The 12,792-nt window shown below is 30.4% G+C and carries 18 protein-coding genes and 1 riboswitch; of the genes, 3 read left to right on the top strand and 15 right to left on the bottom strand.

Annotation, left to right across the window (positions count from 1 at the left end):
* Nucleotides 1-48 precede the first annotated feature (48 nt).
* From ACJDUH_RS08770 to ACJDUH_RS08755, 4 genes are all read right to left on the bottom strand, one after another.
* Entirely contained in the window at nt 49-621 is a 573-nt protein-coding gene (locus ACJDUH_RS08770; RefSeq protein ID WP_406764774.1) for a xanthine phosphoribosyltransferase, read from the bottom strand.
* A gap of 237 nt (nt 622-858) precedes the next feature.
* Nucleotides 859-960, bottom strand: a riboswitch (purine riboswitch).
* A gap of 106 nt (nt 961-1,066) precedes the next feature.
* Nucleotides 1,067-1,546 carry a GyrI-like domain-containing protein gene (locus ACJDUH_RS08765; protein WP_406764773.1) on the bottom strand — a complete coding sequence of 160 codons (480 nt, stop codon included), beginning with the start codon at nt 1,544-1,546 and terminating at the stop codon, nt 1,067-1,069.
* Nucleotides 1,547-1,599: 53 nt separating this feature from the next.
* On the bottom strand, nt 1,600-1,833 hold the full coding sequence (locus ACJDUH_RS08760) for a DUF2164 domain-containing protein (RefSeq protein ID WP_406764772.1): 234 nt from the start codon (nt 1,831-1,833) through the stop codon (nt 1,600-1,602).
* Nucleotides 1,834-1,962: 129 nt separating this feature from the next.
* A complete protein-coding gene (locus ACJDUH_RS08755; protein WP_406764771.1) occupies nt 1,963-2,652 on the bottom strand; it encodes a Crp/Fnr family transcriptional regulator in 690 nt (229 codons plus the stop codon).
* Nucleotides 2,653-2,940: 288 nt separating this feature from the next.
* Here ACJDUH_RS08755 and ACJDUH_RS08750 point away from each other — a divergent pair, with 288 nt between their 5' ends.
* Nucleotides 2,941-3,630 carry a YjjG family noncanonical pyrimidine nucleotidase gene (locus tag ACJDUH_RS08750; RefSeq protein ID WP_406764770.1) on the top strand — a complete coding sequence of 230 codons (690 nt, stop codon included), beginning with the start codon at nt 2,941-2,943 and terminating at the stop codon, nt 3,628-3,630.
* A gap of 162 nt (nt 3,631-3,792) precedes the next feature.
* Here ACJDUH_RS08750 and ACJDUH_RS08745 read toward each other — a convergent pair whose 3' ends face one another.
* The 5 genes from ACJDUH_RS08745 to ACJDUH_RS08725 form a co-directional block, all read right to left on the bottom strand.
* Complete coding sequence (locus ACJDUH_RS08745) at nt 3,793-4,539, bottom strand: hypothetical protein (protein WP_406764769.1); 747 nt, start codon at nt 4,537-4,539, stop codon at nt 3,793-3,795.
* Nucleotides 4,526-5,110 carry an RNA polymerase sigma factor gene (locus ACJDUH_RS08740; protein ID WP_406764768.1) on the bottom strand — a complete coding sequence of 195 codons (585 nt, stop codon included), beginning with the start codon at nt 5,108-5,110 and terminating at the stop codon, nt 4,526-4,528. Before ACJDUH_RS08740 ends, ACJDUH_RS08745 begins: the two co-directional genes overlap by 14 nt.
* A gap of 232 nt (nt 5,111-5,342) precedes the next feature.
* Nucleotides 5,343-5,945, bottom strand: coding sequence for a hypothetical protein (locus ACJDUH_RS08735; protein ID WP_406764767.1), 603 nt, complete (start codon nt 5,943-5,945; stop codon nt 5,343-5,345).
* A 59-nt stretch (nt 5,946-6,004) separates the two neighbouring features.
* Nucleotides 6,005-6,805: a hypothetical protein gene (locus ACJDUH_RS08730; RefSeq protein ID WP_406764766.1), complete on the bottom strand. Its 801-nt coding sequence runs from the start codon at nt 6,803-6,805 to the stop codon at nt 6,005-6,007.
* Between the two features lie 191 nt (nt 6,806-6,996).
* On the bottom strand, nt 6,997-7,485 hold the full coding sequence (locus ACJDUH_RS08725; protein ID WP_406764765.1) for a hypothetical protein: 489 nt from the start codon (nt 7,483-7,485) through the stop codon (nt 6,997-6,999).
* A 295-nt stretch (nt 7,486-7,780) separates the two neighbouring features.
* Here ACJDUH_RS08725 and ACJDUH_RS08720 point away from each other — a divergent pair, with 295 nt between their 5' ends.
* Nucleotides 7,781-7,951, top strand: coding sequence for a YvrJ family protein (locus tag ACJDUH_RS08720; RefSeq protein ID WP_406764764.1), 171 nt, complete (start codon nt 7,781-7,783; stop codon nt 7,949-7,951).
* Between the two features lie 56 nt (nt 7,952-8,007).
* Here the strand turns inward: ACJDUH_RS08720 and ACJDUH_RS08715 are convergent, their stop codons facing one another.
* Nucleotides 8,008-8,187, bottom strand: coding sequence for a hypothetical protein (locus tag ACJDUH_RS08715; RefSeq protein ID WP_406764763.1), 180 nt, complete (start codon nt 8,185-8,187; stop codon nt 8,008-8,010).
* A 135-nt stretch (nt 8,188-8,322) separates the two neighbouring features.
* On the opposite strand from ACJDUH_RS08715, the gene ACJDUH_RS08710 reads away from it, so the two are divergent.
* Nucleotides 8,323-8,754: a helix-turn-helix domain-containing protein gene (locus ACJDUH_RS08710; protein ID WP_406764762.1), complete on the top strand. Its 432-nt coding sequence runs from the start codon at nt 8,323-8,325 to the stop codon at nt 8,752-8,754.
* 86 nt (nt 8,755-8,840) lie between these two features.
* Here ACJDUH_RS08710 and ACJDUH_RS08705 read toward each other — a convergent pair whose 3' ends face one another.
* The 5 genes from ACJDUH_RS08705 to ku form a co-directional block, all read right to left on the bottom strand.
* Nucleotides 8,841-9,104, bottom strand: a complete 264-nt coding sequence (locus ACJDUH_RS08705) for a hypothetical protein (RefSeq protein ID WP_406764761.1) — start codon at nt 9,102-9,104, stop codon at nt 8,841-8,843.
* 14 nt (nt 9,105-9,118) lie between these two features.
* The gene (locus ACJDUH_RS08700) at nt 9,119-10,381 is read right to left on the bottom strand and encodes a DNA polymerase Y family protein (protein WP_406764760.1); all 1,263 of its coding nucleotides are present in this window, start codon (nt 10,379-10,381) and stop codon (nt 9,119-9,121) included.
* A gap of 249 nt (nt 10,382-10,630) precedes the next feature.
* Complete coding sequence (locus ACJDUH_RS08695) at nt 10,631-10,822, bottom strand: small, acid-soluble spore protein, H family (protein WP_406764759.1); 192 nt, start codon at nt 10,820-10,822, stop codon at nt 10,631-10,633.
* 105 nt (nt 10,823-10,927) lie between these two features.
* Complete coding sequence (locus ACJDUH_RS08690) at nt 10,928-11,863, bottom strand: ATP-dependent DNA ligase (protein WP_406764758.1); 936 nt, start codon at nt 11,861-11,863, stop codon at nt 10,928-10,930.
* The gene (gene ku / locus ACJDUH_RS08685) at nt 11,863-12,669 is read right to left on the bottom strand and encodes a non-homologous end joining protein Ku (RefSeq protein ID WP_406764757.1); all 807 of its coding nucleotides are present in this window, start codon (nt 12,667-12,669) and stop codon (nt 11,863-11,865) included. Before ku ends, ACJDUH_RS08690 begins: the two co-directional genes overlap by 1 nt.
* Between the last annotated feature and the right edge of the window lie 123 nt (nt 12,670-12,792).

Raw genomic sequence — 12,792 nt, 5'->3', positions numbered from 1 at the left:
AATTTTTAAGCACCTTTATTTTTGCTTTAATAAACTACTCAATTTATTCTACTTAAATATTACCTTTCCATCATTAAAGCTTTCAATTACTGCTAGTGACTCTACATCTATACCTAAATCTTCAAGATCCCTTCTACCGTTTTGGAAGCCCTTTTCAATTACAATCCCAACCCCAGCAATTTCAGCTTTAGCTTGTTTTACAATATCAATAAGCCCAAGGGCTGCCTTGCCATTTGCAAGGAAATCATCTATAATCAATACCTTGTCCTTTTCTTCTATAAAATTTTTATTTACTTTAACATTATAGGTTTGTTTCTTTGTATAGGAATATACTTCAGCTTCATAAGCATTCTCAACAAAATTAGCACCTGTATGTTTTTTTGCGAAAACTACTGGAACATAATCAAAATACTGAGAAGTAATAGCTGCAATTCCTATTCCAGACACTTCTAAAGTTAGTATTTTTGTAACTTCTTTATTTTCAAACCTCTTTTTAAATTCCTTTCCCATTTCATTAAATAATTTGATGTCCATTTGGTGATTAATAAATGAATCAACTTTAAGAATATTACCATTAATCACTCTTCCATCCTTCATAATCTTGTCTTTTAAAGTCTTCATGAAAAATCCTCCTTCAATTGGGTAACACTAAGTAATTTAAACTGTTCCCTATCGCTAACAACTATTGGGTTTATTTTACATTCACTCCATAGCTATAGATTTCTACATAAAAAATCCTAGGCACTAGTTATTCTGCCTAGGATCATATAAACGTAATTAGTCTTACATAAGTGTACGCATTCAAATAAAACTACATCAAAAAATATAGTTGATAAAATTACGTACAATGTAAAAATAAGTATTTGCTTATACAATCGTAGTCAGGTAGTTTACGGCCTCCTGGTAGAAACGTTCAAACCATATCATTGAACATATACGATGCGAATATATATTTGATATAATATAAAATTATTCGTCAAATTATATATTTATTATACACATTATTATCATTTATGCAAATACCTAATTTACATCTTGATTACTTAAATTTAAATCTATAGCTTTCTTACATTTTAACAATAGGTGTCCATATTTCACATTTATAATCCTTTGCCGATGGATCACCTGGATAATACACTTCTATATCTGGTGCATTTCCATGCTGGAAGCCTGTTTCTGGATACCATTCATTAAATACCTTTGACCATAAATTTATCAAAGCATCTGGCATAGGCCCTACTGATTCAAGTATAGCCCAATCTGCAGAAGGTATTTCTCTTTTTTCAAATTCAGTAACCTTTACATCATTTATATCTTGTATTGCAATCATATAAGAAAATTCCTGCTTAACTTCTTCAAAATCCATACATATACCTAACAGCTTTTCTGAACTGTTAAGCTTAATAATCTTGTCTGTTGTTCCATCAAAATTGCATTGTTCCCACAACTTAGCTATTCTTTGGTTGTGCTTCCCATCACCGTAGAATATCTTATAAATCTTACCTATAACTTCAAAAGCATCTTTCCTTACAATTTTGTAATCCATATACTCTGCTCCCTTCACATTTGTTTACATAAATTCAAGAACTGCACTAAGCTTTATCTTTGTATACCTAATAAATCTTCTGTCCTTTCATTCATGTACTTATAGGAATCAAATACACCCATATTATAGAATTCAGGTGCTAACTTTTCCGTTATAAAATTCAATACAAGATTTGCAGCTAAGTCTCCTAATTCTTCTTCTCTTTCATTTAAAAAATATGTTTTAATTTCTGAAGTCATATACTCCTTTTGTTCCTTAGTTAATTTAAAATTATCTTTAGTCTTCATACTAAATTACTCCTTTTAAAAAAATGTTTAACCAAATATCTTTAAAATGTTTGGTTAAACATTTTTTTATTTGTTTTATTATATATAATATTAACCTTAGTTACAAATTCTGTGCATATAATATATTTGTTAAAGCGATTTAATATATAAATTTTTTGATAGTTCTCGGAGCTTTTCCTCATTTAATATATATATTTTTTTATCTTCACAATTTATTATGGATTTTGCTTCAAGCTCTTTTAAGGTTCTATTTAAGTGCCTGTATGTTGCCCCTAAAAACTGTGCTATTTCTTCAAAAGTAGAATTCAAAATTATGTAGTTTTTATCTGTAATATGCTCTACTAAATAGCTAGATAACCTATTTATAAGGGGATAGACAAAGTTATAGGAGCTATTATTTATGGTTGCAAAAAGCTTTTCACTTAAAGAGTCAATTAAATGATGTAAAAACTTCACATTATCAAAATATTTTTTTCTAAGTATTTCAGAAGGAATAGCAATTAAATAACTATCTTCTACTGCTTCCACATTGCAGCGTATAGGAATGTTTTTTAAAAGTTCTAAATCTCCTATTGAATTAAATTCTTTATAAAACTTTAGGAGCATTGATTTGCCGTTTTCAAAAAGGTATGAAATTTTGATTTTCCCCTCTACTAGAAAATAATAATATTCAAGATTTGATTCTGCTTCAAATATATATTCTTCTCTCTCAAAGAAATGAATCTGAGCATAATTTATTATTTCTAGATCCAATATATTTTCAATATTAAACTTTTCAATATAATACTTTAAAAGCTTATCTTCGGAAATTCTTTTCATATACCCTCCTGTATTCCTTATCCTGCACTGGAAGATTATTAATCTTCCAGTCTCCTTCACATGACATATGTCATATTCAAGTTCCTAGGAATATTGTAATTTATTAATAGAGAATTGTAAATTGTTTAGTGCAGATTAAGGAATACAAAGAGGAATTTATATGTATAAGAACTTAGCATTAATAAACGGTGTTATTCTTCTTTAAGCTTAATTTTAGAGCATTTAAAACTTATTTATAAAGAAATTTGTATGATATAATTAGAGCAACAAACTTATTAGGGGGAAAATATGAAATACGAGATTATAATATTTGATGCTGATGAAACACTATTTGATTTTAAGAAATCTGAAAGAGATGCTTTCAAAAATGCAATGCTAGAATTTAATTTTAAATATGATGAAAATTATCACTTGAAAATATACCATGATATTAATACGGCTATATGGAGGGAGTTTGAAGAAGGGCTAATAACTCAGAAGGTACTAAAGGTAGAGAGGTTTAAAAGATTATCAGATGCTTTAAAAGTTAACTTTGATGAAAATTCCTTTGCTAAGTCCTATATGAATCATTTAGCTAATGCCTCTTTTTTATATGAGGACAGCACGGACCTTGTAGAAAGCCTTCATAAAAATTATAAGCTTACTATAGTTACTAACGGTTTAACGGATGTTCAAGACAAAAGAATTAGAAAATCCACTATAGCAAAATACTTTGAGAGCATAGTTATTTCGGAGGAGATACTTGTATCTAAGCCAGATCCTAAAATCTTTGAGTACTCTTTAAACAGTATTAAGCATACTAATAAAAGCAAGGTTCTAATGGTGGGTGACAGTTTAACCTCTGATATACAGGGTGGAATAAACTTTGGGATAGATACCTGCTGGTATAATCCTAACAAAGTTCTAAACAGCACAGAATTTAAGCCTACTTATGAGATTAATAGTTTAATGGAGCTTATAGATATTCTTGAAAAGTAATTGAATTTAAACCAGGTAGAATTTAAGTGAAAAAATACCCTGTAGGGCAGGTACATCTTTTTATGTATCCATCCTACAGGGTACAGTTTATATTACAATGTATTATACTAATTTAAAATTTGCAATATATTGCATGTGAATTTCTTAGTGCTTCATCCTATTTTAGTGCAATTTATAAGTATCGTTTTTAAACCAATCCTTAGGGTCTATACTTTGTATAGAGTGCTCATCAATTTTCCAAGTATTACTTTCATATTTTAATCTTAGCCTTCCTTCAATTTTTATTGAATTTATTTCTGTTAAGCTGCCGTCTTTAATATAGCTAATTTTAGCAGTATAATAAAAAACTGGCTGATTATCCTTAGAATTTGGTAAGTCGCTGTTAATTGTCAAGCTATCTAACTTAACCTCGCATTTTAAATTGTAAGCTGACCTTGGAATTACCAGGGATACACGTCTTGCTATGAAATCATTAGAATACTTTTCTGATAAATATGAAATAATTTTTTTTGTCCTTTCGTCATTGGGATATAATATATTAATATCTTTATCAAATGTCTGATAACTTGAATAATTAGTAAACTCAGTTATAAAGTTAATAGCAACCTTCTTCGCATTTTCTATATCATTATTAGTTAAAGTTACCTCCTGTTTGCTAGAAGGGGTAACTTTAGAAGAGAAGCTGCCTATTTGTGTTACTAACACAGGTACAAGAATAATTATAAGCAAAAATAAAGCAACCTCTATCCATCCTGAAGTAGAAAATAAATTAAGCTTAATTCTCTTCTTTGGAAAAACCTTGCTTCCAACTTGAGTCTTTTCCCATATTTCATCAAAGGGTGGAATATCTACTACAATATTCTCTGAATAGGTATCCAGTAAGTTTTTAATAAGCTTATCTAAATCCATAATTTTCTACCTCCGTTTCATTTTTACTTATTTTTTCATCAATTAAAATCTTTAACTTTTTCCTTCCCCTAGACAGCCTTGCCTTTACTGTTCCCTCTGAACACTTCATAGCACTTGCTATTTCTTTAACAGTAAGATCATTGTAATAGAAAAGTATTATAGTAATTCTCTGTAGATTAGGTATTTTATTTATATAATACATTATTTCATTATGAAGTTCGCTTTTCATAAAACTATTCTCAGGTATTAAGTAAGACTTTTCTTCTGAAACTTCAATAAGCTCCTCATCTTCATATGCTAGCTGTGTTTTTGAGTTATCATGTATGTGTTTCATACAGCAGTTAATAGTAATTCTATAAATCCATGAGTTAAACGCAGAATTATGCAAAAGCGTATTAATATTCATATAAATTTTTATAAATACTTCTTGGACTATATCATGTGCATAAGAATTATCATTAACTATCATATATGCGGTTTTATAAATTTTTCCACTATAGGTTTCATATAATATTTTAAAAGCAGCTTTATCATTATTCTTAACCATATCTATTAGCTCCTCTTCATTCATATAACAATCCCCCCCTTTTTACATCTCTATTGTATAAGATTAACAAATAATAAAAAAGGTTGCAATTTTATAAAATTTATTGAAAAAATATTAAAATTATCAAAAAAAGATGTACCCTATAGAGCAGATTTTTTTATTGTCTGGTCTATATGATGCATCCTATTGTAAGCAAAGCGGTAGAGAGCTGCATCATAAATTTGATATGGCTATGCTATATAAATCAACATTTTCGTTATAGTTTGCCACATGACTTAAGAGCATTGTATATACGTTCATCTGCTCTTATATCGTAACCTTGAATACCTGTATAATATAAAGCACCTGTCTTATTATCTATAGATAAATATATGTTAGGTCCCCATTTGTAAAAACCACCAATATATATCTTTTCTCCATTAGCCACTAGAACAAAGGCTTTATAATTCTTTCCAAGTCTTGCTGACTCTTTTGCATAGTTTCTAATATGATTTTTTAGCTCAAAGGTTTGGCTACCCCAGTTATATGATTTTATATCATCCTCTGTGAGAAACGGCTTTTTATATAGAATAGCATCTCCTAAACTGTTTCCACCAAGTGATTTAACTTCGTATAGAGCAAACTTGTAATTTTTATTTGTCAAGTAAATCATTTCATAACAAAAGTACCCAGCTAATATTAAAACCAGAAGCAAAAGGCCAATCCTCTTTTTTGTTTTGCTCATATTCCTCCAGCTTTTATATATCTTGCTAATCTTGCCATTAAGCATATAATCGATTTTTTTTATAGCCCTATAAAAAATATGCAGAATGAAAATAACTGCAATAAGTCCAATAAAATATATTATTAGATTAGCCATTTGTAACAATAATTCTATATACCCATACCCACCTTTTTCATAACCTACCCATCAGGAATCTATTTACTCTCTGATAAATCTAATGTTACGCCCCATCCAAATGTCCCCAAAAAGTAACTATCCTTTGTTAGTTTAAGATTCTTACCATCTAAAGTTCTAATGGTTCTGCCGATAAATGTTTCTTCCCATTTCCAAGCGCCAAAACTGGTTGGGACTCTTGCAATAAGGTATTTTTCATTACTATATGCATTACCATCTGCTATGTAGATTTCAACATATTTTTCAGCACATCCATCTCCAGAAATAGTAACTGTTTGACCGGGTTTTACAGGGTTAGAAGTAATAGAAAATCCTATGACGGGAGGCATATCTTGAGCAGCTCCTCTTTGGATATAATCTGCCAACTGCTCAGAAAATAAGGTATAAGAAGAAGTTTTCTCTCCGTTTTCTATAACCAGCTTAACTCGATCTTTATAAGGAGTGACATGAACTTCCATCTCATCGTTTTCTAAATGTCCAGTAGTTACTTTACAAAGTTGTGATATTCTCCAAACGATATTATTTTTAAGTTTGATTTCCATGTCTATAGGATATTTGCCGCTATTATATCCATTTGGATTAAAGTTTGCCTTATGTGCAGAATTTATCAAGGCAACAATCCTTACAATTGTAGAATAATCTTTTGAAGCAAATAAAACTTTCCATCTGTCAGGAGGCATTCCTCCTACTCTATTGACTATTTCCACCTCGCTTTGGTTAATGGGCTTAAGCTTATCAGGCTTAGATGAATTATAAAAAACAATTAAAGTAAACAAAACAAGAACAGCACTAATTGTTAGTAATAATTTTTTATTGGGCACAAATTATCCCTCCCATAAAAAATTAGATATTTACACTCACACGGCATTAATAATTAGTCCCTTTAAGGATATTAGACCCCAAAAAATAATGAATGCCATAATCACTATTCCCAATACTACAAGGATTGTTTTAATTTTCTCAGATATTCTTTTCAAGAAAATCTCCCCAACTTAAAAATTTTATTAGTATTTTAAGTAACAGACCATTTCAATCCTCCTAAAATAACTGAATCAAAGTGAGTTTCTTCTCCATTCTTAAATACCCTGATATATTCATAATTCTTATCTTCTGTGATTTTATATATTAATCTCTGTTCAGGATATTTACCATTTGGATAAGTTTTCATTTCTTCACTAAAGTAAATCATAATTGAAGCTTCTTTATTTTCAATTTTCACTGCTGAAAAATAAGGTGCTTCATTCCCTAAATTCATATAACTACCATCTAAAATTAGATAGTTTATTTTATCTCCCTCTGTATTTAATAAGTAAACACCGTTTCCTTTAATAAGTTTACTTACTTTATCATCTATTTTCATATACTCTCTTGATCTTGTATCTAACTGTTTTGCAATAAAAGTGCCAGCTTTTGCATTACTCATTTTTATAAAAATTCCAATGGCAATTAAGATTACTAGTACAGCTATTGAAATTATTGAATATAATATTTTTCTATTCATTATTTAATAAAACTCCTATTTATCGTATTCTTTATCATTTTTACGAATATTCTTGTGGTTAATATATAAATATTTCTAATAATTTTATAGTTTCTCATAAAGCCTTACCCATAAAATTCACCTTTTATATCTTATTTATACAATAATTATACGATAAATGTACCTAATATGTAAATATTAGTAAAACTGGCATCGTAAATTTAGTAGACTCCTTCTAAACTCAAACATATAAAATTTTTTAATATTTCGTGAATCAGCATATTTATGTATATGTGAATTGAAAGGAGGTTTAACCATGGAAGATTTTTTAAAGGCTGTAGCTAATGTTGGCTTTCCAATAGTTGTTGCGGCTTACTTGCTTATAAGACTTGAAGGCAAAATGGATAATCTGTCTGCTTCTATAAGTCAATTATCAGCTATTTTGTCAATTAAACTTAGCAGCAATGATATTAATAAAACTTCATAAAACATCTATGTTTCATTAAATGCTGCTGTACTAAAGCTAAGTAAAAAAACGGGCACCTATTGGTACCCGTTTAAAGCTTTTTTATGCTTATATATTTCCTTTTCTTTTCTTAGAATCTCAGAAAAGGATAGTTTCTTATCTTTGATGCTTTCTTTGCTTTTTTTATAATCATATTCTTCTTTTAAACTAGGATAATCATATAGTTTAAGTAAAGCTTCTACTCTATTAACTTTCATCTAAACCACCTCTTCATCTATATTTACGAGGCAGCATGAAAATTTAAAAGGGTATATTTAATAATATACTTTTTGTATACCCATTTATATATGTAAACATTTGGTATATAATTATTATTAAAAGGTGGTGTCTAAATGGATGATCTTAAACATAGGTTAAAAGCCGAAAGAGTTAATCGAAAGTTATTACAAATTGATTTAGCAAACAAATTAAATGTTACTAAGCAGACTGTATCACATTGGGAAACTGGACAAAGGATCCCCGATGCCTTAACTATAAGGATTTTAGCGGACTTTTTTAACGTAAGCGCGGATTACTTGCTTTGTAGGACTGATAAACCTTCAGATGAAGCAGATGAGACTAAACCAGAGATTAAGATGTTATTAGAAAATTTAGAAGGTCTGCCATTAGATTTAATACATAAGATTAATCTATTGGTAGAAAGTATTAATTTATACAAGCCTTCACCTTCAGCAGCTGTAGTGAAGCCTGATTATGAAATTAACTATAATAAAATTCCTGAGCGTTTGACTATTAATAAGGAATTAATTTTATCCTGTAAGTAGATTACATGGGAACCATTAATAAGAATATATAAATAGCTATTTTAGAGATGCCAAAGCATCTCTAAACTTTTATAATAACTCAAGTATTACATTTTGAATAATATCCACTTACAGGTTCTTAATTCATATTTTATTTCAAACACTCTTTGCATATTTTTTATTGTGCTTTGACACCTAAACAAAAGCATTTCATTGCCTGCAATCTTTTCCTTATCAACAGTAACAACTCTGTCTACCTTTATTACTTTTTCACTCTCATCCTCAATTTTTATTCTAAACCTTACAGGATGAGGGAATCCTTTTTCATCAAACCAAGCCACAACACTTATTGGTTTTGCAAGCACTTGCATGGTAAATTCACTCCTTATAAAATACTAGTCATAATCTGATAATCATCTTCTCCTATTCCACCCATTAAAGGTTTTATCCCTGAATTTAGAAAAGTACCTCTAATTATAGCTTTAGAGCCAAATCTCATTCGTATTGAATCAACTACCTTATCCAGGGCGCTGTTCTTTGCATTATCCTTTTCTTCAAAGAGAGTAACTTGGCAGAAATCATTGGTACATAGTTCGGATACTCTTACGCCAATATGTCTTAAGGGCTCACCATTCCACAGTTCATCAAATAGCTCGTAAGCTGTCTCAGATATTTTTTTCGTACTATCTGTGTAATAATAAATTTTTCTTTGTCTGCCGCAGTTATAAAATTCATTTGTCCTAAAATGCACTGCTACAAGGCTGCAGCAATTTTGAGAATCCCTAAGCCGCATACCTACAGTTTCACATAATGAAAGTATTACCTTATGGGCCTCTTCCCTATTATCTACATCAAAAGGTATAGTAGTAGAATTACCCATGCCCCTCATATTAATATGGTTCGATTTTCTTACATCAGAATTTTCAATACCATTAGCATAATTCCATATCATTACTCCATGGCTTTTAAGTTTTCCCTTTAAGAGCTTTAAATCATAATTTGCTAAATCCCCTATTGTAAATATATTTAGATTATGCAGCTTAGGAAGCGTAGCTCTCCCCACCATAAATAAATCTTCTACAGGAAGCGGCCACATCTTGTCTTTCATTTCATGGGGAAATAAGGTTATAACAGCATCTGGCTTCTTAATATCAGAGGCTACCTTTGAGAGGAGCTTATTATTAGATATACCTATGGAAACAGTAAAGCCCAGCTCCTTTATAATCCTATCTTTAATTTCATTAGCAAGTTTAAAATAATCTGGGTATAAATTTCCCATATCAGTAAAGTCTAAAAAACATTCATCCACAGAAAATCTTTGAATGTCCGGTGTGTACTCTCTAAGCAGTGAAACCATGGCATTGCTGCACCTCATATATAAGTCATATTGAGGTGATACTATAAATAAATCAGGACACTTTTGCAGGGCGGCATGTAAGGTTTCACCTGTTTGTATCTTGAACTTTTTAGCAGGAATGGATTTAGCCAATATAATTCCATGCCTACTTACAGGATCTCCGCCAACAGCTGAGGGAATTTCCCTAATATCAAGAGTTTCTCCATGTTGTAACCTATCTGCTGCAGTCCAAGATAAATAGGCGGAGTTAACATCAATATGAAATATAACCCTATTGGTATTATTTTTCATTATTTTCATCCCTTTATTAAATGTTATATCTAATTATAGTACGAACATATATTCGCAGTCAATAGTATTATATTCCTTTAGCTATAACTTTATGTATACCATTTAATAACAAAAATAAACAAGAAATAAAAAATACAGAGTCTATAAGTTTAAGTATTAAATCATATAAAATTAATATAAAATATTGTTACCACTAGAAAATTAAAGGAGGAGCTAATTTCATTATAGAAATCAACTCCTCCTTTATAATTACTCCATCTTTGAGCCTGTATCTGTAAGCTCTGATATAGGAACTTCATCTAAAAAGCCCGTTCCCATTAATTCTATTGTAGCAGTTCTTTTTTCTGTATTAATACCTTGAATCCAAACAGGCTCATTTGAATATAAAACTCTAAATTTTTCAGTTGAATTTAAAATTTCTAAAGCTCTGTCAATTATCATAGTTTCACACTCCTTGCATTCCTATAAACAATTATTAATTAGTTAGATCCTTAATAAGTAGTATTTATTTTGTTCAACAAAATATACATAGCGACATTGTATTGGCTAATTTACAACACACTCCTCTGGCTCTTTATCATTTCTTAAGCCTTTAAATATAGGCTGGCGCAAGCCACCACCTTCAGTTTTCATCATGTATTTAACTGTACACACAAGGCTTAGCTTAATCCATACTGCATCATTATTACCTGAAGGTAATTCATCAAATGGTGATGTACTTATTCTAGGTACTGCTTTTATCAATTTAAAATCTTCCGTAGATACTCCCAAAGTAACATGGCCTTTATATATCAATTCATCTCCTGAGTATTGGCCAAGAACTATACTTATAACGCCCTTATCCTTAAGAATATACCCGCAGACTACAAAGTCATCGTCTAGAAGATTCTTAATTTTAATCCAGTCCTTAGTACGCTTATCTAAGTAATATTTACTGTCCTTTCTCTTAGCAACTATGCCTTCAAGGTCATTTTGCTTTGCAAGGTTATAAAATTCAATTCCACGTTCTTCTATATACCTAGAAACAGCAATGCGTTCATTTTCTTTAACAGCTTTCTCTAATAGCTTTTTACGCTGCATCAAAGGCAAGCTATAAACTTCATGATCTTCATAATAGAGAATGTCAAAAGCAGTAAAGCTTGCTGGATATTTATCTGCTGCCAGTTTAATTTTAAAAGCATTTGTCATAAGAGAACGCCTTCTAATTTCAAAAAAATCAGGCTTTCCATCCCTAGTAACTATTAGTTCCCCATCTAAAATGCAGCGACATTTTACCTGCTTATGTATGCTAGAAAGCTCCGGAACCTTTGGAAGCATCTTTAAGTTTCGCTTGTTTCTGAGCTCAGTAGAGTCTTTATCTAGATATGCAATACACCGCTCACCATCAAGCTTTAATTCATATATATAATCTGTGCTGTCAAAGGCATCCTGAGTTTCGCCTATAAGCATTGGTTTAATATTTTTACTTTTAAAGATATCCATTATGCACCTTTAGGAGTTCTTTTGCGCTTTGGTTTAACTTTATCTTTACCCTCATTTTGCTCAATGCTTGCCTTTAATGCATCCATAAGATTAATGATATTATTAGGAACTTCATTTTTAGAAGCAATAACTTCCTTACCGGCTATTTTAGTTTCAATAAGCTCACGAAGTCTTATTTGATATTCATCCTTGTATTCAGAAGGATTAAAGGGAGCATCCATGGAACTAATTAATGTTTTTGCCATATTAAGCTCGGCTTCTGATATCTCTGGCTTGTTATAGGATTTAGGAAGATCTTTAATTTCATCTTCATAGAACATAGTTGATATTAAAATTCCATCCTCACGTGGAATTATAGCAACTAGGGCTTCCTTTGTACCCATAACCGTTTTTCCTATTGCTATTTTTTGCTCGGACATTAGGGATAGCCGCAAAAGCTCAAAAGCCTTATCGCCACCGGCTTCTGGAATAGCCTGATAGGTCTTGTCATAAAATATTGGGGATATTTGATTAAGCTGCGCGAAATGAAGTATCTGTATGGATTTGTCTTTTTCAGTTTTAATTTTTTCTAAATCCTCCTCAGTTACAACAACATAATGGTCCTCATCGTATTCATAGCCTTTAATAATATCTTTTGAGGAAAGCTCTTCTCCGCAATGACTGCAGGTTTTCTTATATTTTATCCTTGAGTCATCTTCTTTGTGGAGCTGATTAAAGTGAATATCGTTATCCTGTACAGCAGTGTACATGGATATTGGAATAGCTACAAGACCGAAGGATATAACTGATTTATGAGCAACAGCCATTAACAAACACCTCTTTCTAAAGAAATTATATTTATATTATTAGTAATTTGATTAAAAATACTCATAAGGATGCCATTGTATATTAATTTCTAAATTTAATATATAATATATAAAAAGGTGGTG

Source organism: Candidatus Clostridium radicumherbarum (genome assembly GCF_045310525.1).
GTDB classification, from domain to species: Bacteria; Bacillota; Clostridia; order Clostridiales; family Clostridiaceae; genus Clostridium_AT; species Clostridium_AT radicumherbarum.
Note: the sequence above shows the minus strand (reverse complement) of the source record. Positions and strands in the feature narration are given on the sequence as shown.

What these genes read in the sequence shown, in the direction of transcription:
- ACJDUH_RS08745 (WP_406764769.1), bottom strand. Translation starts at nt 4,539, where the DNA reads ATGGATTTAGATAAGCTTATTAAAAACTTACTGGATACCTATTCAGAG.
- ACJDUH_RS08705 (WP_406764761.1), bottom strand. Translation starts at nt 9,104, where the DNA reads ATGCAAGTGCTTGCAAAACCAATAAGTGTTGTGGCTTGGTTTGATGAA.
- ACJDUH_RS08725 (WP_406764765.1), bottom strand. Translation starts at nt 7,485, where the DNA reads ATGAATAGAAAAATATTATATTCAATAATTTCAATAGCTGTACTAGTA.
- ACJDUH_RS08750 (WP_406764770.1), top strand. Translation starts at nt 2,941, where the DNA reads ATGAAATACGAGATTATAATATTTGATGCTGATGAAACACTATTTGAT.
- ACJDUH_RS08755 (WP_406764771.1), bottom strand. Translation starts at nt 2,652, where the DNA reads ATGAAAAGAATTTCCGAAGATAAGCTTTTAAAGTATTATATTGAAAAG.
- ACJDUH_RS08765 (WP_406764773.1), bottom strand. Translation starts at nt 1,546, where the DNA reads ATGGATTACAAAATTGTAAGGAAAGATGCTTTTGAAGTTATAGGTAAG.
- ACJDUH_RS08735 (WP_406764767.1), bottom strand. Translation starts at nt 5,945, where the DNA reads ATGGCTAATCTAATAATATATTTTATTGGACTTATTGCAGTTATTTTC.
- ACJDUH_RS08715 (WP_406764763.1), bottom strand. Translation starts at nt 8,187, where the DNA reads ATGAAAGTTAATAGAGTAGAAGCTTTACTTAAACTATATGATTATCCT.
- ACJDUH_RS08770 (WP_406764774.1), bottom strand. Translation starts at nt 621, where the DNA reads ATGAAGACTTTAAAAGACAAGATTATGAAGGATGGAAGAGTGATTAAT.
- ACJDUH_RS08710 (WP_406764762.1), top strand. Translation starts at nt 8,323, where the DNA reads ATGGATGATCTTAAACATAGGTTAAAAGCCGAAAGAGTTAATCGAAAG.
- ACJDUH_RS08700 (WP_406764760.1), bottom strand. Translation starts at nt 10,381, where the DNA reads ATGAAAAATAATACCAATAGGGTTATATTTCATATTGATGTTAACTCC.
- ACJDUH_RS08760 (WP_406764772.1), bottom strand. Translation starts at nt 1,833, where the DNA reads ATGAAGACTAAAGATAATTTTAAATTAACTAAGGAACAAAAGGAGTAT.
- ACJDUH_RS08740 (WP_406764768.1), bottom strand. Translation starts at nt 5,110, where the DNA reads ATGAATGAAGAGGAGCTAATAGATATGGTTAAGAATAATGATAAAGCT.
- ku (WP_406764757.1), bottom strand. Translation starts at nt 12,669, where the DNA reads ATGGCTGTTGCTCATAAATCAGTTATATCCTTCGGTCTTGTAGCTATT.
- ACJDUH_RS08695 (WP_406764759.1), bottom strand. Translation starts at nt 10,822, where the DNA reads ATGATAATTGACAGAGCTTTAGAAATTTTAAATTCAACTGAAAAATTT.
- ACJDUH_RS08720 (WP_406764764.1), top strand. Translation starts at nt 7,781, where the DNA reads ATGGAAGATTTTTTAAAGGCTGTAGCTAATGTTGGCTTTCCAATAGTT.
- ACJDUH_RS08690 (WP_406764758.1), bottom strand. Translation starts at nt 11,863, where the DNA reads ATGGATATCTTTAAAAGTAAAAATATTAAACCAATGCTTATAGGCGAA.